Below are 19,071 nucleotides of genomic sequence, written 5' to 3'. Positions count from 1 at the left end.
CGGGATCAACGCTCGCTGAGAGGCGTCACCTTGCGTGGCTCAACCCCAACATAGTCGGCACTCGGGCGGATAATGCGGTTGTTGGCGCGCTGCTCCATCACGTGTGCGGCCCAGCCGGTGAGGCGGGAGCAAACGAAGATGGGAGTAAACAGCTTGGTGGGGATCCCCATGAAGTGATAGGCACTGGCGTGGAAGAAGTCGGCGTTACAGAAGAGTTTCTTCTCTTCCCACATCAGGGCTTCACAGGCGACAGAAACGCGATAGAGGCGATCATCACCATATTCCTGCGCCAGCTTTTCCGACCACTCTTTGATGATCACGTTGCGGGGGTCAGACTCACGGTAGATGGCGTGACCAAAGCCCATGATCTTCTCTTTGCGCTCCAGCTTGCCCTTGAGCACTTCGCGGGCATGGTCTTCATCGCGCATATCCTGAATCAGCTCCATCGCCGCCTCGTTGGCGCCGCCGTGCAGAGGGCCGCGCAGTGAGCCAATGGCGCCTGTGATGCAGGAATGCATGTCAGACAGGGTAGAGGCACAAACCCGGGCGGTGAAGGTAGAGGCGTTGAATTCGTGCTCGGCGTATAGGATCAGTGACACATCCATAACCCGGGCATGCAGGGCAGATGGAGCTTCGCCGTGCAGCAGGTGCAGGAAGTGGGCGCCTATCTGGTCGTCATGGGTTTCTGTGTCTATACGCACGCCGTCATGGCTGTAGCGATACCAGTAACAGATGATGGAAGGAAATGCCGCCAGCAGACGGTCGGCCACTTCACTCTGCTCGGAGAAATCTTTTTCGGTTTCCAGGTTACCCAGCATGGAGCAACCGGTACGCATAACGTCCATGGGGTGGGCATCGGCCGGGATCCGCTCCAGCACTTCTTTCAATGCCTGTGGTAGGCCGCGCATGCCTTTGAGTTTCTGACGATAGGCCGCCAGTTGAGTTTCGGTGGGCAGTTCGCCGTAGAGGATCAGATAGGCCACTTCCTCGAAGCTGACGTTTTCGGCCAGATCTTTAACGTCATAGCCGCGGTAGGTCAGGCCTGAGCCGGACTTACCGACTGTGCTCAGTGAAGTTTCGCCTGCGCTTTGGCCGCGTAATCCGGCGCCGCTCAGTTTCTTGTCAGTCATAATGCATTCCCTCTTCCGTTACACTCTTGTCAATTTGTTGGCCAGCCATGGCTGGTCTGGTATGCGGTTGCCTTTTTCAGCGCTCTGGGGCGCAGTGTAGGGCGGCAACCCCGGGTGTTTCATGGGGCAAACCCTGCAACCGGCGCGTCTGCGCCGGTCAATCATCCCTGGATCCAGCCATTACTTTTGGCTGAACAGCTCATCGAGCTTGGTTTCGTAGTGGTGGTAGCCGAGGAACTTATACAGCTCTTCACGGGTTTGCATGGCATCGACCACATTGCGTTGATGACCGTCGGCCATCAGTGCCTGCATCACTTTCAGGGCGGCCAGGTTGGCGGCGCGGAAGGTGCTCAGTGGGTAGAGCACCATGTCGGCTCCGGCTTCGGCCAGTTGTTCCTTGTTGAACAGCTCTGTCTTGCCGAATTCGGTCATGTTGGCCAGGATCGGGGCGTTGACGGCCGCCTTGAATCGACGGTACTGATCCAGCTCGGTCAGCGCCTCGGCAAAGATCATGTCGGCACCCGCCTCGATATAGGCCTGGGCGCGTTCGATACCTGCATCCAGTCCTTCCACGGCAACCGCGTCTGTGCGGGCCATGATGACGAAGTTCTCATCTGTGCGGGCATCCACAGCGGCCTTGATACGGTCAACCATCTCTTCGGTGCTGACCACGGCCTTGTTGGGTCTGTGACCGCAGCGCTTCTGTGACACCTGATCTTCCATATGCACGGCGGCAACACCGGCCTTTTCAAACTCCTTGATGGTGCGGGCAATGTTGAAGGCGCCGCCCCAGCCTGTGTCTATGTCGACCAGCAACGGCAGTTCGGTGGCCGATGTGATACGGCTGGCATCGATCAGCACATCGTTCATTGAGGTCATGCCGAGATCCGGCAGGCCGTAAGAGGCGTTGGCGACACCGGCACCGGAAAGGTACAGGGCCTGAACACCGGATTGCTCGGCCATCAGGGCGAAATAGGCATTGGTGGTTCCCACGATTTGAAGCGGCTTGGCCTTGGCCAGAGCCTGGCGGAATCTGAGTCCTGCGCTGCGAGTCATCTGTTTGCTTCCTTATATTGAGTCCAGGGCGGCATGCTCCGCCTGAAGCTGTTTGAGTCTGAGTTCGGTATTGCGCCGTCCCTGTTCGATATGACGGCGCATCAGCAAGCCGGCCAGTTCGGCATCGCGCTGGGCTATGGCTTCGACTATGCGTCTGTGCTCGGCGATGGCTTTGACCGGGCGGTTCTTATTGGTGCATTGATAGCGATACATTCTCAGCAGGTGATATAAGCCGCCGATCAGGGTTTCCTGCAGGTGCTTGTTACCGCTGGCGCGGATGATCTGGTAGTGAAAGTCCACATCACCCTCTTCCTGAAAATAGGTATCGCCTTCTGCCAGCGCCGCTTCCTGACGGGCCAGCAGTTGCCACAACTGGTTGAGCTGCTCATCGGTTATCCGTTTGGCGGCCAGTTCACAGGCCATGGCTTCCAGCGTGCTGCGCAGTTCGTAGAGGTCGTTGAGTTCGGCCACAGTCATGGCGGCGACTCTGGCACCTACATGGGGGATGCGTACCACTAGGCGCTGTCGCTCGAGGAGTTGCAATGCCTCACGGGTTGGACCGCGGCTGATACCGTACTTGAGTGCCAGCGCCTGCTCGTTGATCTTGCTGCCGGGGGCCAACTCACCCTTGATGATGCTGGTCTGAATTTGCACCAGGATCTGATCCACCAGGGTACTGCTCTTCTCCGAAGTGGTTTTATCGACGCTGTTTTTGTCCAACACAGGTGCCTGAGTCACTGGTTAAGTTTCGCTCGATTGTTGACTATGGTTCGACATTAGATGTGATCTAGGTCATTGTCAACAATCCGCCTACCTAGACGTAAGTCTAATATTTTCTGGTATTTGCTCTTTAAGCTTTTATTAAACAAAGCCTTAGCTATTATTTTAAAACTTGCTGTTAGCATGGGTTTACACTTGCTATTGCAGTTATTGTCGACAATCTTGTTTTAAACAGTTTTCTTAATGGGCGACTGATAGAATGCTCCTTGTCAGCGGCAGACAAGGAAAAGAAGGAAGCTCGTTATCCGTCGCAGTGTCCCAGACCCTGGGCCGTTAAACCGAGAACATGAGTCACTGCCAATTAGGCGAGGGTGGTTGCCCGTAGCGAGTCGTCCGAGTGAGGAGAGCGGCAAGAGTGATAAGAGTGGACAAAGCATGAGCGCAGAAATCATCAACACAGCAAAACCGAATCGGATATTGATAAGCGCCTGTTTATTGGGGCAAGAAGTACGCTATGACGGTGGTCATAACTTGCTCAATGATGCCAGAGTGCTGCTATGGCAGGCCCAAGGGCGGCTGGTGCCTTTCTGCCCCGAGTGCGCCGGTGGTTTACCAACACCCAGAGCACCGGCCGAACAGATACAGGGAGGAGTGCTGACCTGTGACGGTGAGGACGTGACCGAGGCCTTTGAGCGAGGCGCCGAGCTGGCGCTGGCCAAGGCGCAGCAACAGCAAGTGGTTGCGGCCATTCTCAAGGCCCGCAGTCCTTCCTGTGGCAAAGGCAAGATTTACGATGGCAGTTTCTCCCGCCAACTCATAGAGGGCGACGGCGTGACCGCCGCCTTGCTGATGCGCCATGGCATTCAAGTGTTCAGCGAGTTTGAGTTGGACGCTGCCGAGAAGTATCTGACTGAATGCGATAAAAGTGCTTGAGTCGAAATGCTCAGTTTTAAAACAACAATGCAGGGCTTAGGCCCGGCATTGTTTTGTCTTGGACAATCATTGTCAGTGGCTTTTTTGTGCCAGCTTACGGTAGTCGTCGGCGGGATGGTATTCGGCCAGTAGTTGATCGATTTGGGCATCCTTTTGTTGCCAGATGTCGTTGAGCCAGCGTTGAAATTCTACCCTGTACTCTGGCTCGCTGAAGTAGCGGACAGAATCCACCTGAGGCACGGGCAGAGCCTCGATTCGCACCACGATTTTGTGTACTTTACCCTGCATCACGGCGCCGAGAATATCTTTGGGGGCATCGGGATAAACCACAGTCATATTCAGCAAGGCATCAAACTGCTCGCCCATGGCTGACAAGGTGAAGGCGATGCCGCCGGCTTTTGGCCGCAGCAGGTGCTTGTAGGGGGATTTTTGCCGCTGCCGTTTGTCTTCGGTAAAGCGACTGCCTTCCACATAGTTGATGATGGAGGTGGGCAAGTCTTTGAATTTTTCGCAGGAGCGCCGGGTCGTTTGCAGATCCTTGCCCCTGAGCTTGGGGTTCTTCTTCAGCTTTTCCGGGCTGGTGCGATTCATAAAGGGCATGTCCAGCGCCCAGCAACCCAGGCCCATGATAGGAACATACAGCAGCTCTTTCTTGAGAAAGAATTTCAGCATGGGGATGTTGTTGCGTAGGATATAGGTCTGCGCAGCAATATCAAAGCCACTGAGATGGTTGCTGATCAGCAGATACCAACCATCTGGCTTGAGGCTTTCAAGCCCTTGCACATCCCACTCTACCTTGGCTATCAGGTGCAGTATGCCGCCATTACAGTTGGCCCAGGCCCACATGAAACGGTTCATTAATCGGGTCATGGCGATACGGCCACTCTTCCAGGGCAGCAACAATTTGAACAGGCCGCCGATACACACCAGCGAGCCCCAAACGGCGGTGTTGATGATCAGCAGGCTCAGGCTGAGAATAAATAGCACAGGCCCGGGCAGGAAGTGTAACATCAGGAGTCCCCTTGAGAATGGTTTGCCTTGGCGGCCAGTCGCTTCAATACCTCATCCTTGTGCTGCCAGAGGGCGTTCAGCCGCTCTTGGAAGGCTTGTTTGAACTGGCGATCATTGGCGTAGTCACCTCGCATCCCCGAGTCTATCTCTTTGACCTCCAAATGGAGGTAAACCTCAGGTAGACGGCCGCTGATATAGTCCCAAAAACTGGGGATCTTGCCGGGGTAATAGATGGTGACATCCACCAGTTTATGGATCTGATCGCCCATGGCCGACAATGCAAAGGCCATGCCGCCGGCCTTGGGTCTGAGCAGGTGTTTGAACGGTGAGTTTTGCTTTTGGTGCTTGCTGGGCTGAAAGCGAGTACCTTCGACAAAGTTCATCACGCTCACCGGCTTGTGTTTGAACTTGGCACAGGCCTTACGGGTAATTTCAATGTCTTTACCCCTGAGTTTGGGGTTCTTTTTTAATTCGGCCGTGCTGTAGCGGCGCATAAAGGGAAAGTCCAGCGCCCACCAGGCCAGCCCAAGTACAGGGACATAAATCAGCTCTTTTTTCAGGAAGAACTTGAGAAAAGGGATCCGCCGATTGAGCAGTCGCTGCAGGATCAAAATATCAACCCAGCTCTGGTGGTTGGCTACCACCATATACCACTCCTGTTCAGACAGCTCCGGGAGCTCATCTATATGCATCTTCAGCGGATGAAATAGCTTTTCTATGCCGCCGTTAACACTGATCCAGGCGCTGGCACAGATGTCCAGAAAGTGGCTGCAAGAGCGTTGCAACGGCTTGATAGGAAGCAGTTTTATCAGGCTGCCCAGCAGAATTGGCAGGCTCCAAAACAGGGTGTTGATAACATAGCCGCTAAAGGCAAGACAACCTCGGATCAAGGACAACTTGGGCTCCCTCAGGATCATAAAAAGAAAAATCGACCGACTATGTTAACCGCAGTCGCCACCTGGCTTCAATCTTAAGCTGGCGTTGACAGGGAGTTAGGACCTGCTCACATAAACATTGGTACAAGAGGTTTAGCCTGCTTCAGCCGTATAAGTTGCGCCATCTATTATTCTCTGCGCTGTGCAGAAGATGGCTTGCAATGCAGTTTCTTTCAGTATCGTCCTGGGCCTTTACCCGTATGTTACTTTGTGGCGAAACTGCGCCTGGCTCTTTAAATCCCCGGCGCATTTTTGGTGGAAGCCGGTTGACGGTCAAGCGCAACACTGATGGCGGTAAATGGGACAATCAGCGCCGTTATAGGCTAGGGCGGCACAGTGATTATGGCTGGTTAATTGATAGTGGCTTATAGGCCTGGGCAAATACTTTGGCCTAGCCGCTTGACTCTGGAGCTTACTCCAAGCTTTACACTCCTTGGTAATAACAAACAGCCCGGATAGTTACATTTGAGTTCCGAGGCATCATTTGAGCCATAGCATGAGGCACGGTTATGAGTCATTCCTGTTGTGATCCCAAACCCACTCCCGAGACTGTGAAGGCGAGGGCTAAGGACCCGGCAAATTGCACAGATAGCCAAATAGCCGGTAACGCCGTCAGTCATTCCGACGAGCATTCTGGCTGTCATTCAGCTTGTTGCCATGATCATCATGAGTCCCATCAGGCCGACTCGGCTACCGAAATAAACACTGTCCGGCTTGCTCAAGGCGAGCAGCATCAGTGGCAAATACTGGGTATGGACTGTGCCAGCTGCGCCCGTAAAGTCGAAACTGCAGTTTCCAGGGTGAGCGGCGTTTGCAGCGCCAGGGTGGTATTTGCCACCGAAAAGCTGCTGGTGGAACTGACGCCCGGCGTTTCGCCCCAAGGCATAGTCGATGCTGTGCATGGGGCCGGCTTTAAGCTTAAGCAGCAGGCCCAGGCAGGTAAGGAAGGACCAAAACCCGGCCCGGGGAGCCGGCTTGGCAAATACTGGCAACCCAAATACTGGCAACCACTGTCACTGGCGCTGCTAATGCTGCTGGCGGCTCTGGCGCCTGCGAATATCAGCCCCGGCCTGTTCACTCTGGCTACAGTTTGGGGGCTGTTGCCTATTGCCCGCAAGGCTTGGGCTCTTATTCGCAGCGGCACCCCTTTTGCCATTGAAACCCTGATGACAGTTGCCGCCATAGGTGCCTTGTTGTTGGGCGAAACGGCCGAGGCGGCCATGGTGTTGCTTCTGTTTATGCTCGGTGAGCAGCTTGAATCGTTTGCAGCCGGGCGCGCCCGCGCCGGAGTCAGCGCCTTGATGGCATTGGTGCCGGATAAGGCATTGAGGCTGAATGATGGCCAGAGGCAAGAGGTGGCCGCCTCTGAGCTGCGCCCTGGCGACATCATAGAAGTTGCGCCTGGGGCACGCTTGCCTGCTGATGCCGAACTGCTCGATGCCTTGGCGGCATTTGATGAAAGCGCCCTTACGGGAGAATCTATCCCGGTAGAAAGGGTTAAGGGCGAACGAGTCGCCGCCGGCTGTCTGGCAGCCGACAGGCTGGTGAAGATGAAGGTTGTCTCCGAGCCCGGCAGCAACGCCATAGACCGCATCCTGCATTTGATTGAAGAGGCCGAAGGGCAGAGAGCACCGATAGAGAGATTCATTGACAAGTTCAGTCGCTGGTACACACCAGCCATCATGTTGCTGGCCTTGTTGACTGTGCTGTTGCCACCTCTGCTGTACGCCGAGCCTTGGGAGCAATGGATCTACCGTGGTTTGACACTGTTGTTGATAGGTTGTCCCTGCGCCTTGGTAATTTCGACGCCGGCGGCGGTAACCTCTGCGCTGGCGGCCGCAACCCGTCAGGGAGCCTTGATTAAGGGCGGCGCGGCATTGGAAGCACTGGCACATGTTGATACCGTCGCCTTCGATAAGACAGGCACCCTCACAGAAGGTAAACCTGAAGTTACCCTGGTGGAGAGCCTCACAGCGCAGGATGCGACCAAGTGGCTCAGGGTGGCCGCCGCCATTGAATTGGGCTCACACCACCCCCTGGCACAGGCGATAGTCAATCATGCCAAAGTGCAGCGGCTGGAACTGCCAGGCGCAGATGCTATTCGGGCCTTACCCGGTATGGGCGTTGAAGGGCGGGTCGATTCGCAAAACTGGCGACTGTTGGCCCCTTCAAGGTTGCCAAACTTAGCTCCTGAGTTGCTGCAACGCGTCACAGAACTGGAGCAGCAGGGGCAAACCCTGGTCGTACTGTGTGATGCCGAGCAGGAGCCACTTTTTCCTGTGGCCATCATTGCCCTCAGAGATCAGCTGCGCGTCGAGGCCGCCGACGCCATAGCCAAACTACGCCATCTCGGTATCGACAGCATAATGCTGACCGGTGACAACCCAAGAACCGCCAAGGCGATTGCCGAGGAGCTGGCCATCGACTGGCGCGCCGGGCTGCTGCCGGAAGATAAAGTTTCTGAGGTGGCGGCATTGGCCGAGCACCGCAATGTTGCCATGACGGGAGATGGTATCAATGATGCCCCGGCAATGAAGCGAGCCCGTATCGGTATTGCCATGGGCGGCGGAACCGATGCCGCGCTGGAAACCGCCGATGCGGCCCTGACCCATAATCAGTTGGGAGGGGTGGCGGCAATGATCCACTTGGCCAGGGCAACCCTGAGCAATATCCGCCAGAACATAGCCTTGGCGCTGGGGCTGAAGGCGATTTTTCTGGTGACCAGCTTACTGGGGATCACCGGCCTCTGGCTGGCGGTGATGGCCGATACAGGCGCAACTGTGTTGGTAACTGCCAACGCCTTGAGACTGCTTAGAAAGCGCTACTGAAATGTATTGGTGTTGATAACAATAAAAAAGAGGAAGGTACCTTAAACCTTAACACCTTCCTCTTTCAAACGGACTCAGGTTATGCCTTGTAGCATGCCATTAGTGTGTAGAGCTTGCCCTCAAAGGTATTGCTGCTGGGCCACACTGCAGTGTCTATTTGCTGAATCTTGTTGAAGCCGCACTCGTTTAACAGCTGCAGATATTCCCCATCTTGCCAAGCCTGCATCCGGCTGCCGAATCGCGTCACCTTGCCGTTTTCTTCAATCACCCAAAACAGTGTGGAACTGATTTGGAATGCCTCGTCCCAAGCATGCTCCGTCAGTAGCAGGTGGGGAGCATCGAGAAATAGGCCCTGTGACTGCCTTTGCCAGCTTGGCTCTGCCTGTCCCTGCCGTTTGACTTCATCAAAGCTGTGTACTTCCACAAGAAGTTTGCCATTCGGCATCAGCCAGTTTGCACAATGCTTGAGTAAACTCTTGGCATCCGCTGCGCTGAAAACATTCAGCTCACCGAAGGTCATCATGATGAAGTCAAACTTCTTGGTCGGCCGGTAGCTTCTGACATCCAGCAGTTGATAGTCGATATTCAGTCCAGCCGTCTGCGCTTGTTGTTGGGCGTAGGTTATAGAGGCTGGTGAGAAGTCGACGCCGGTGCAGCAAAAACCGCGTTTTGCCAGCAATTGAGTGTAAAAGCCGGGGCCACAGCCCAGATCCAGCACTTGTGCGCCAGGCCCCAGCTGGCTGCAGAGCCAATCTACCTGGCGCTCAATCACCGCCAGTTTTCTACTGGCCCAATCGTGCTCCTGGGAGAGGTGGTTTTCCAGCATTCGCTGGCTGAAATCGGCATCATTCCAGGGAATTTTGCTTTCGTTCGGCAACAGCCTTATTGGCAAATGCTGGCTGATTAGCTTATTGATATTCATACATTTCCTTGCTTTTCTAAAGCTTACTTGTGTATGCGGCCTGTCATTTTGGTAAAGTTGAACCATTGGCCGTTTTCGGCGGCCATCATCTCGCGATCCCGTACGGCATAAGGGTTGTCGCATGCCAACCACTCCTGCCATGCCTGGGTGCACTGGCCGCTCTCTTCGCACAGCTTCAACTGTAAAAATGCACTCTGTTGCCAGAGTTGCATCCACCAATCGACGGTGAAAAAGTTCATCCCGGGCTGCCACCAGGGGGCCAGCTCAGGGGCAACGTTTTGCTGCTGCGGAAATGGCTTTTTCAGCCCGGGCACCACTATGGCGACCTGGCCGCCCGGCTTGATGAAAGGGGCGAGGTGGGTGTCAAAAAACGCTGAACTGGCACCAAAGTAGTGATAGGCATCGATGGACAAGACGGCATCGAAACTGTTTTCTGCAAATGGGGCATGTCCCGGCCGCATCTGGGTTACGTCAAAGTTTACCGCCGTGATCCTGTCTTCCAGGCCAGCGGCCTTGAATCTTGCCTGGTTGTCTTCGGCCGCTATCCAAAGATCCATTGCGGTGACTTCGAGGTTGAAGGCCTTCGCCAGATAGATGGAAGTCATGCCTGTGCCACAGGCCAAGTCCAGCACCCGCATCCCTGGTTGCAGTTGCAGTGACCGGCAGACTTCTTCGGCCAGCAGCAGGGCGTTGGGGCCCATCATGTTGCTGTTGATATAGTCACGGGAAAATAGTGTATTCATCTTTCTTTCCTCAACGGTTGTCCAGTTGGGCGCGCACATTGTGCAAGCCGGCCGTGGTTATGCGATAGGGTTGACCTTTGACAGATTTGATCAGTTTTTTGGCTTTGAGCTTTTTGAAAATGGCGAGGGTACAGTCGCAAAGAACAGGCCCTTCGCGGCTATAACATTCAACGGCTGTGACGCGACCTGAAGTGTCGCGGAAATAACAAATGCGTCCGCCTTTGGCGAGGACGTGCAGGGTACGTTGTTCCTGACGGGATATATTCATACTGGAAAAACTCGATAATCATCATGAGCAAAACATGCGGGCACTTGTCAGTGTCCACCTTTGATTTACGCGCATTGATAATCAGACTGGCCTTGGAAGGTCAGTTAACTGATTATCTGATGATTACAATCTCCAGCATCAATGCCTCAATGAGAGTTGAAAGTAGGTTTACTGTTCAATTTCTACCACTAAGGATGCTAGGTGTAAATCAGTCGGTGGGGGAACTGTGATTTTAGGCTGTTTTTTGTACAGGGTTGTAACGGCAATACTAGGTCACTGATGAACCTCATGCTTTGAGTTGAAAGGCGCTCAGGTAAACGTGGATTTATTCGTTTATCTGAGCGCCTTTGCATATTTGCTGCTGGGCTCAACTCTTACGTTAGGTCGCGCGGGAACTACTCCTCGATTTGTTGGTGGCGGGTGAGGTACATGAGTATCATCATTATCAGTACCAGTAATCCGGTTCCCATCAAGAGGGCATAATCTTCCAGCTGGAGTATGGAGTAGAGTACACCGTAGAGACTTGCCAGCATGGCCGCAACTATAGCTCCCTGGCGCCGACTGCCACTGGCGCTGGCGACATAAAGCGGAATGCTGAGCAGGGGAACCGCAGCGGCTACCAGATAAGCGGTTAAAAACAGCAGGTGTTCCGACAGCGACAGCATCAATAGATAGAAGAGGCACATGGCGCCACCCACCATCAGATACTGTACTGCGCTGAGGCGTGACTTGTTACCCAGCTCGAAGATCAGCAGCAGTATGTAGGTCAGCAAAATAAAGAGTATGCCGTACTTGAGCGAACGTTCTATCTTGCCGTAGTGAGTCACGGGTTCGAATAGGGTAACACTGGCACTGATCTCTGTGAGATCCCGGCCATCACTGGCTCGGAACACCTGAGGAAAGTTACGACTCAGATGGCTTATTTGCCAGTTGGCATCAAAACCTTCAGTGCTGAGATTACGGCTGGCGGGTAGGTAACCCTGGAAGCTGGGATGTGGCCAATCGGCATGGATATCTATCTGGCTCAGTTCTGCCAGTGGCAGTACCTCCAAGCCTTCAGAACCCCTGAGGCTGAGCTGGAATGTCAGTTGGTATTCACCTTGGCTCGGATCCAGCGCTATGGTGCGATGAAAGCCGCGGCTAAGGCCGCCTGTGTTATCCAACCCTGTACCTGACATCAAGCTGGGGATGCCCTGCTCACCAGCCAGATTAAAATGACTGACAGTCTCAATAGCCTGGTTGGCTGAAACGCCAAACACCAGCCGGGCCTGGTTATAGTCAAAGCCGAGTAGGCCGGGGATATTGACCTTGGGCAATTCGAAGTTGGCCCGACCTTTGACTTGTCCCAGATACACGAGTGACTGATAGATGCCGCGATGGCGGAATTCGTGCTGCAGACCGGCATCCAGCGTCATGCCTTTGGGCAGGATCAAGAGTTCATCGCTGTAGACCTGACGACTACGGTGTTGTTTGCCGTCGATATTGTTGTCGGAGATCACTTCGTAGCGAAATGGCAGTACCAAAACCGGACCGGCCAAGGTTTGGGCATCTCCCCAGGTATGGCCGATCTCGCGCACTACTTGGCGATAGAGGCTTTCTCTGTCCTGGCTGAGATCCTGGATCATTCCTAGCGGGATCAATGACAACAGACCCACTATGGCTACTGCAAATAGCTTAAGAGTTAATTTGGATTTGAACTGAGGCAGCGCTGTTTGACTACTTTGTTTCTTCATTAGGCTTTTCAGCAGTAGATAAGCCCCGAAACCTATGGCTCCAAGCAAGGCCAGCGCTATTAGTATGAGGATAATTTGAAATATCATGAGGTATGTTCCTTTAACCTACTCGTGGCAGCATTAAAGCAGATTTGGCTGGAGATATCATGACAAGTCACTGATCAATAGTGGCAAAATTATGCCATACCAAATTGGAGCAATATTGAATGAGGTTTACTTGAATAACGCCGACAAGTGAATGGTTTCACTGTCACATTTATTGTGACAATGTGGTCATGATTGAATCATCTATAATGAGTGTGAATCGATGCGGCAGTCATTTAAAATAACCGCCTATGTGAATTGGTATGATGATTCTTATGAAATACTTCTCCAAAGCTTGTTGGTTGCCGATTTTTTTCAGTCTGCCCCTGCATGCTGAACTGGCCGATTTTGACGACTATGGGCCGCTCAAGGTCTATGCCCAGTCTCCTCTGCAGTCCAGTAGCCTGACCCCTATGTTGCGCTCTGGCTTCTCTATGGCCGAGGGACAAAAAGAGTGGTATCTGACCGGTAATATGGCCAGTGTCTGGGCCGAGACAGAAGATTATCTGGCTGACTATTATCACAACTCTCTAACAGGTGGTCTCAAGTGGCAAATCGATGACCGTTGGATGTTGGACGCCAACTATACTTGGCGTTTCAGTGGTAACAACCATTTGGATTCACTGACAATGTGGTTTCATGATGCTTTCGGTTTTGACCAGAATGGTCGCGACCATCAGCCGCGAAATCAGAACCAGATCTACTCCAAGCAACATAATGTGAATATCAGCGATTTTGGTGGTGAGACCCTAAACAATGCCTTCAATATTTATCTCGGGTATCAGTTGCTGCAGAATGAGCACCATGGCCTGTCCGTTGGGGGAAGCCTGTATTACAACTATGTAGGGTCCGGTCCTTTCGCCAATGAAAACTTTGAGCAGGCGTTGCAGCTGAATTACAGCTATCGCAACGGACGGCATAATTTCCATTCAACACTTGGCTTGAGTTTCCGTGAGGACGAAGAGGTGTTGTCTGACATGCCTTATAAGTCCAATGCTTTGATGTTAGGGCTGGGTTATGAATACCGTGTCGGTCGCCATGGCTGGATGCTGGAGTATCACAGGTACGAAGGAATGACAGAAGCGGATGATGACTTCTCTGAAGCTTCAAATGAAGCTGTGCTGGGCTACCGCTATTATTTGGACCGCAGTGCTATAGAGTTCACTGTGATTGAAAACTTCCTCAACATGGATAACAGCACGGATATCGCCTTTACTCTGGGCTATCGGCATATGCTCTAATTTAGCCGTGTTAAAACATAAGGCCGCTTTCGAACGGCCTTATCTATTCTTGGGGGGAGATATATTACTCGGCCTGCTCAGCCTTGGCTTCCAGCGCTTCGACTCTGGCCTGCAGGGCTTCCAATTTTTCTCTGGTTTTCAGTAACACGTGCTGCTGGACTTCAAACTCTTCCCGGGAGACCAGATCCAGTTTCAGCAACTGGTGTTGCAGTACTTGCTTGCTGCGTTCTTCAAACTCACCGGCAAATTGCTTCAGCCCTGAAGGCAGGTTTTCGCTCAGCTGTTTGGCCATTTCTTCGATTTTCTTGGGGTTGATCATCTCTTTAATCCACTGGCAGGTTTTAACTGATTGTAACTTATAGGCTGCATTGAACCCAAGGCTAACCTAAGGAAGATGCGAACCCGTCCCATGTGTGCTCTGTGTCGGCTTACAAACCTGGATGCAAGGAGTGGTTTGTAGCAAGTGGCCCAAGTCCTTTGCAAGAAGTATCCCTAATGGGATTTTGGGGCTGTCTCTGGCACTGATTCTGGTATGATCCCTGCCTCTAGAGTGTCCTTGTGTGAGATATAGATAACCCATGAAGCTCAATCCTGCCCAGAATGAAGCCGTCCATTATGTTTCCGGTCCCTGCCTGGTATTGGCTGGCGCCGGTAGTGGCAAGACCCGGGTTATTATCAACAAGATAGCCCACCTGGTGCAGAAGTGTGGTTATCAGGCTAAGCATATTGCCGCAGTAACCTTTACCAATAAGGCGGCGCGGGAGATGAAAGAGCGGGTGGCTCAATCCATGGGGCGCAAGGAAGCCAGAGGGCTGTGGATTTCTACCTTTCATACTCTGGGGCTGGAAATTATCAAGCGTGAACACAAGACTCTAGGTCTCAAAGCCGGCTTTTCGCTGTTCGATGATCAGGATACCTTGGCGCTACTCAAGGAGTTAACTCAGGACGAACTGCAGGAGGATAAAGATCTGCTGCGGGCGCTGGCGACCATGATCTCCAATTGGAAGGGGGGCTTAGTGATCCCGGATCACGCCCGCAAGATAGCCAAGGGTGAACAGGAGCAACTGTTTGCACTCTTGTATCAGCGTTATGCCCAGCATATGAAGGCTTACAATGCGCTGGACTTTGACGACCTTATTCTGTTGCCAACCCTATTGCTGCGGCATAACACCGATGTCAGGGCCCGTTGGCAGGCACGGATCCGTTACCTGCTGGTGGATGAATATCAGGATACCAACACCAGCCAGTATGAACTGGTTAAATTGCTGGTGGGTGAGCGGGCGCGTTTTACTGTCGTGGGCGATGACGACCAGTCTATCTACTCCTGGCGCGGTGCCAAGCCGCAAAACCTGGTGCTGCTGGGTAAAGATTTTCCCGAGCTCAAGCTTATCAAGCTGGAACAAAACTATCGCTCCAGTCAGCGAATATTGCGGGCGGCCAATATTCTGATCGCCAACAACCCCCATGTGTATGATAAATCGCTGTTCAGTGAGCTGGCCTATGGCGAGCCGCTGCGGGTACTGTTTGCCGCCAACGAAGAGCAGGAAGCGGAGCGGGTAGTGGCCGAAATCATTCGTCACAAGTTTATGGGCAAGACCAGCTATGGGGAATACGCCATTCTCTATCGCGGGAATCACCAGTCCCGCTTGCTGGAACGGGCGCTGATGACCAACCGTATCCCCTATAAGCTCAGCGGTGGCACCTCATTCTTTGCCAGAGCCGAAATCAAGGACATCATGGCCTATCTGCGCTTGGTGGTGAATCCGGATGACGATAACGCTTTCCTGCGTATCGTTAACCTGCCCAAGCGCGGGATTGGCCCGGCAACCCTGGAAAAACTCGGGAATTTTGCCAATCAGAAACATATCTCCATGTTCGAGGCGATTTTTGCTCCTGAATTGAATCATCATCTGCCTCCGGCGGCCATGGGATCACTGTATGAGTTTGGTCGCTTCATCGTCGATACCGGTGAAATAGCTCAGCGGGGTGAGGGCGTTGATGCCATCAAGCAGTTGATCCGCAAGATCAACTACGAAGATTATCTCTATGAGACCAGCACCAGCGCCAAGGCCGCCGAGATGCGGATGAAGAACATCTCCGAACTGTATCGCTGGGTGACCGAGATGCTGGCCGGTGACGATCTGGATGAGCCCATGAGCCTGCCTGAAGTGGTCAATAGGCTTACGCTCAGAGACATGATGGAAAGAAACAATGAGGATGAGAGCGGCGATCAGGTGCAATTGATGACGCTGCACGCCTCCAAGGGGCTGGAGTTCCCCTATGTGTTTATGGTGGGAGTGGAAGAGCGGATTTTGCCGCATCAAACCAGTATAGATGAAGACAATGTCGATGAAGAGCGGCGTCTGGCTTATGTTGGCATCACTCGGGCTCAAAAGGAACTGTGGTTTATGCTCTGTCGTGAGCGACGTCAATTCGGTGAAACCATGCGTTGCGAACCCAGCCGCTTCTTGATGGAACTGCCTCAGGACGACCTTATCTGGGAAAACCGCAAGCCGCAGCAGAGTGAGCAGCAAAGGATGGAAACCGGCAAGGCCAATATCGCCAACCTACGGGATATGTTCAAGAAGTAAGGGTTAGAGCCGGTTTCAAAACACGGCTTAGGCGCAAACTTGGGTTGCCGTATCTATGGTTTCGGTGCTGTTACCTTTGCTGCCGGCGGCGCTCAAGCGACTCCCAAGAGCTTGTCCCTGGCCTGAGTTAAAGCCCATTTGTGCCAGTTGCTGCTTTTGCTCTTGGGTGTTGACGCCATCCAATACCAATTCGAGTTCCAATGCGCCTGCACTTAGGTTTATTGCTTTGAGTAAACGTCTATGATGTGGGCTTTGCAGATGCGAGACTAAGCTGGCATCCAGTCTCAGCACATTCACCGGCAGAAAAGATAGGCTGACCAAAGGGCTGTAACCACTGCCATAGCCTGTGATCCCCAGAGTGACCTGCAAGCGTTTAAGTACCTCAAAGCCGTTAATATGGCTTTCCAGATCCCGGGCCAAAGCTTGTTCGTTGAAGAACAAACATAGGTCGGTAAGTGTGAACTGGCAGTTTCTCAGGCAGTTTTTCAGGCTGCGAAGTGCATGTTTATGCTTGAGGTGCTGGCTACATATGGCCAGATGTAACTTGGTGCCTGAATTGAGTTGCAGCTTGGGAAGTTCACTGTTCAGCGCTTCTATTGCGTATCTGTCCAGCTCCAGCTGTAAGTTGGCTTGCTCTGCCAAGTTGGCAAGCTGTTGTTGTTTGATTTTACCGTGTTGTGGATGGGGCCAATACAGACGCACATCCAGGGCTTGAAGCTGCCCTGTCTTGAGGTCTTGCACCGGAAAGTAACTGAGCTGGATTTGCTGGGTATCCAGGGCGGTTCTCAACTCATTTTCCAGGCTTACGTCCTGCATCAATTGCTGATGGGATTTTTCATCAAATACCACATAGCAACCCTTGCCGCGGGTTTTGGCCATGTACATGGCGGTGTCGGCATCTCGCAGAATGGACTCACTGGTGTCATCCCTGTGATGGCCGCTGACGGCTATGCCGATACTGGCGCCTGAGTTGAACTGTTTATCGGCCAGCTCATAAGGGCGTGACAGTTCTTTGAGGATCCGCTCGGCGACTTCTTTGGCATCGTCGGTTGTGCGTAACCCGTCCAGCAAAATCACAAATTCATCCCCGCCCAGACGGGCGAGAGTGTCATTGTCGCGAATACAAAACTTCAGGCGAATGGCGGTCTCCACCAGAAACTTGTCGCCTTCCAGATGCCCCAGGGTATCGTTAATCAATTTGAAACGGTCGAGATCGACGAACAAGAGTGCGAATTTATCTTGTAGATGACGGCGATTATGTTTAACTGCCTGGTTCAATCGTTCCATAAACATCAGCCTATTGGGTAGACCCGTCAGGCCATCATGTTTGGCGTCGTGTAGCAGTTGCTGCTCGGCCTTACGGCGCTGGCAGATCTCTTTCTGTAACTCTTGGTTGGTGGTGGCCAGTTCACGGGTGCGTTCCAGAATCTTTTCTTCCAGTGCTTCTTTGCTACGTTTCAGCGCCTCTGTCGCCAGCTTACGTTCGATGGCCGTGGCGATATGCTGCGACACAAAAGTCAGCAGCTCAAGATCCTTGAACTGGTAGTTCTGATGCATGCTGAAACTATAGATAGTCAGGGCACCGGCAATTTTGTCCTGAATAAATAACGGCACGCCGATCCACTGGTGCATGTTCTGTGTTTGATTCAGTTCAGGTGCCTTGCTGTAAATCTCTTTGGTGCACACCAGAGATTGGATATCGCTTTGATCCAGCAACACAGGACGTTTTAACCTGAGTAGGTATTCCACCAGTCCATCCATCAAGGGACGACACTTGGGGGCGGGATCATTGAGTTGAGAAACATAGAAGGGAAAGTGCAGCTTAGTTGCGGTTTCATCCAGCAGCGCTATGTAACAGTTGTTGGCTGGTAGCAAATGACAGAGAACCCGGTGCAGCTCGGTATAAAACTCGCGATCATCCAAGTTGGAGGAAGATAGTTCGGTTATCTCAAACAGGGACTTTTGTAGTCTCTCGGCTCGGCGTCTCTCATAGACTTCCTGTTTTAGTTTGCCATAGGCTTGGCTCAGCTCCTGGGTTCTTTGGGTGATGGCTTGTTCAAGTTGCTCATGATGCCGTAACCGTTCCATGACTCCTGCGATGTGATGACTAATAAAAGCCATCAATTCAAGCTCCATCTCGCCGTAGGAGCTGGCGGGATTGTAGCTCTGTACCGCCAAGACACCAATAGCTCTGTCATTTTGCATTATGGGCACCCCAAGCCATTGGTGACAGGATGAACCTAGAGCCATGATTTCGCCGGCATCGGCCAATTCTTTTGCCTTATGTTCGTCACAAAGCAGGGGGGTGGCGGTTCGCAACACATAGCCGGTGAGACCTTGAGTCAAAATTTCAGACAGCTCTTGTTCCGGATAGAGTTCAGAAGGGTGTGAGTCTTTTTCATCGGAGAAAAATGGTAGCTCAAGATGTTGTTTCTGGGCATCGAGCAGGGAGATATAAAAGTTGTCGGCCGGGATCAATTGTTTGAGGCACTGGTGCATCCCCTGATAGAAGTTCTCCATAGAGGTAGCCTTGTTGGCAATATTGGAGATTTCCAGCAGTGCATTTTGGGTGGCTTCGGCTCGTTTATATTTGGCCGCCAGACGTCTAAGTCTGGCAACTCGTTTATTTAATCTTGAGATTTCCAGAGCCGAATGCTGATGGAAAGCGTCATCCCTAAACATGTTATCCGCCGAGGAACAAAATGATGATATCTTTGTATGGTTTTTAATCAAAGGATACAAATAACACGAAAGACAGTATTATCCAAGTCAATTTTTTGGCTGGTGTCGGATATTTGTTGTACTGTTTCAGTCAAAACTTGAGCAAACAACCGAAAAAAAGCAAATCAGGTGTAGACGCGGAGGGGAAATCCTCC

At 52.6% G+C, this 19,071-nt stretch carries 15 protein-coding genes; 4 read left to right on the top strand and 11 right to left on the bottom strand.

The annotated features are described in order from the left end of the window. Positions 1-5: 5 nt before the first annotated feature. The 3 genes from prpC to ACMHXE_RS10295 form a co-directional block, all read right to left on the bottom strand. Positions 6-1,130, bottom strand: coding sequence for a 2-methylcitrate synthase (gene prpC / locus ACMHXE_RS10305; RefSeq protein WP_025889866.1), 1,125 nt, complete (start codon positions 1,128-1,130; stop codon positions 6-8). Positions 1,131-1,310: 180 nt separating this feature from the next. Further along, positions 1,311-2,186 (bottom strand): methylisocitrate lyase, encoded by an 876-nt coding sequence (gene prpB, locus ACMHXE_RS10300; RefSeq protein WP_107111698.1) that lies wholly within the window; start codon positions 2,184-2,186, stop codon positions 1,311-1,313. 12 nt (positions 2,187-2,198) lie between these two features. Next, entirely contained in the window at positions 2,199-2,909 is a 711-nt protein-coding gene (locus ACMHXE_RS10295) for a GntR family transcriptional regulator (RefSeq protein ID WP_206194689.1), read from the bottom strand. A gap of 432 nt (positions 2,910-3,341) precedes the next feature. Between ACMHXE_RS10295 and ACMHXE_RS10290 the strand changes: the two genes are divergently transcribed. Next, positions 3,342-3,839 carry a DUF523 domain-containing protein gene (locus tag ACMHXE_RS10290; protein ID WP_335917392.1) on the top strand — a complete coding sequence of 166 codons (498 nt, stop codon included), beginning with the start codon at positions 3,342-3,344 and terminating at the stop codon, positions 3,837-3,839. Between the two features lie 72 nt (positions 3,840-3,911). Here the strand turns inward: ACMHXE_RS10290 and ACMHXE_RS10285 are convergent, their stop codons facing one another. After that, positions 3,912-4,850 carry an acyltransferase gene (locus ACMHXE_RS10285; protein WP_412486511.1) on the bottom strand — a complete coding sequence of 313 codons (939 nt, stop codon included), beginning with the start codon at positions 4,848-4,850 and terminating at the stop codon, positions 3,912-3,914. After that, on the bottom strand, positions 4,850-5,746 hold the full coding sequence (locus ACMHXE_RS10280) for an acyltransferase (RefSeq protein WP_335917391.1): 897 nt from the start codon (positions 5,744-5,746) through the stop codon (positions 4,850-4,852). Before ACMHXE_RS10280 ends, ACMHXE_RS10285 begins: the two co-directional genes overlap by 1 nt. Positions 5,747-6,294: 548 nt before the next feature. Between ACMHXE_RS10280 and ACMHXE_RS10275 the strand changes: the two genes are divergently transcribed. Then, positions 6,295-8,613, top strand: coding sequence for a zinc/cadmium/mercury/lead-transporting ATPase (locus tag ACMHXE_RS10275; protein ID WP_215773567.1), 2,319 nt, complete (start codon positions 6,295-6,297; stop codon positions 8,611-8,613). A gap of 79 nt (positions 8,614-8,692) precedes the next feature. On the opposite strand, the gene ACMHXE_RS10270 is transcribed toward ACMHXE_RS10275, so the two are convergent. The 4 genes from ACMHXE_RS10270 to creD form a co-directional block, all read right to left on the bottom strand. Continuing rightward, on the bottom strand, positions 8,693-9,535 hold the full coding sequence (locus ACMHXE_RS10270; RefSeq protein WP_215773566.1) for a class I SAM-dependent methyltransferase: 843 nt from the start codon (positions 9,533-9,535) through the stop codon (positions 8,693-8,695). 23 nt (positions 9,536-9,558) lie between these two features. Further along, positions 9,559-10,278 carry an SAM-dependent methyltransferase gene (locus ACMHXE_RS10265; RefSeq protein ID WP_215773564.1) on the bottom strand — a complete coding sequence of 240 codons (720 nt, stop codon included), beginning with the start codon at positions 10,276-10,278 and terminating at the stop codon, positions 9,559-9,561. A gap of 10 nt (positions 10,279-10,288) precedes the next feature. Then, entirely contained in the window at positions 10,289-10,546 is a 258-nt protein-coding gene (locus ACMHXE_RS10260) for a YjhX family toxin (protein WP_413732167.1), read from the bottom strand. A gap of 395 nt (positions 10,547-10,941) precedes the next feature. After that, positions 10,942-12,363, bottom strand: a complete 1,422-nt coding sequence (gene creD, locus ACMHXE_RS10255; protein WP_165566086.1) for a cell envelope integrity protein CreD — start codon at positions 12,361-12,363, stop codon at positions 10,942-10,944. Positions 12,364-12,626: 263 nt separating this feature from the next. On the opposite strand from creD, the gene ACMHXE_RS10250 reads away from it, so the two are divergent. Then, complete coding sequence (locus ACMHXE_RS10250; protein WP_224868123.1) at positions 12,627-13,604, top strand: DUF3187 family protein; 978 nt, start codon at positions 12,627-12,629, stop codon at positions 13,602-13,604. Positions 13,605-13,668: 64 nt separating this feature from the next. Here ACMHXE_RS10250 and ubiK read toward each other — a convergent pair whose 3' ends face one another. Further along, entirely contained in the window at positions 13,669-13,923 is a 255-nt protein-coding gene (gene ubiK / locus ACMHXE_RS10245) for a ubiquinone biosynthesis accessory factor UbiK (protein ID WP_025010065.1), read from the bottom strand. Between the two features lie 259 nt (positions 13,924-14,182). Here ubiK and rep point away from each other — a divergent pair, with 259 nt between their 5' ends. Beyond that, entirely contained in the window at positions 14,183-16,195 is a 2,013-nt protein-coding gene (rep, locus tag ACMHXE_RS10240) for a DNA helicase Rep (RefSeq protein ID WP_144361372.1), read from the top strand. Positions 16,196-16,222: 27 nt separating this feature from the next. Here rep and ACMHXE_RS10235 read toward each other — a convergent pair whose 3' ends face one another. After that, complete coding sequence (locus ACMHXE_RS10235) at positions 16,223-18,877, bottom strand: diguanylate cyclase domain-containing protein (protein WP_165565752.1); 2,655 nt, start codon at positions 18,875-18,877, stop codon at positions 16,223-16,225. Between the last annotated feature and the right edge of the window lie 194 nt (positions 18,878-19,071).

The sequence above is a fragment of the Shewanella sp. BJSY2023SW007 genome (genome assembly GCF_047314525.1).
GTDB lineage: Bacteria > Pseudomonadota > Gammaproteobacteria > Enterobacterales > Shewanellaceae > Shewanella > Shewanella chilikensis.
This window is presented reverse-complemented; position numbering and strand designations above follow the sequence as displayed.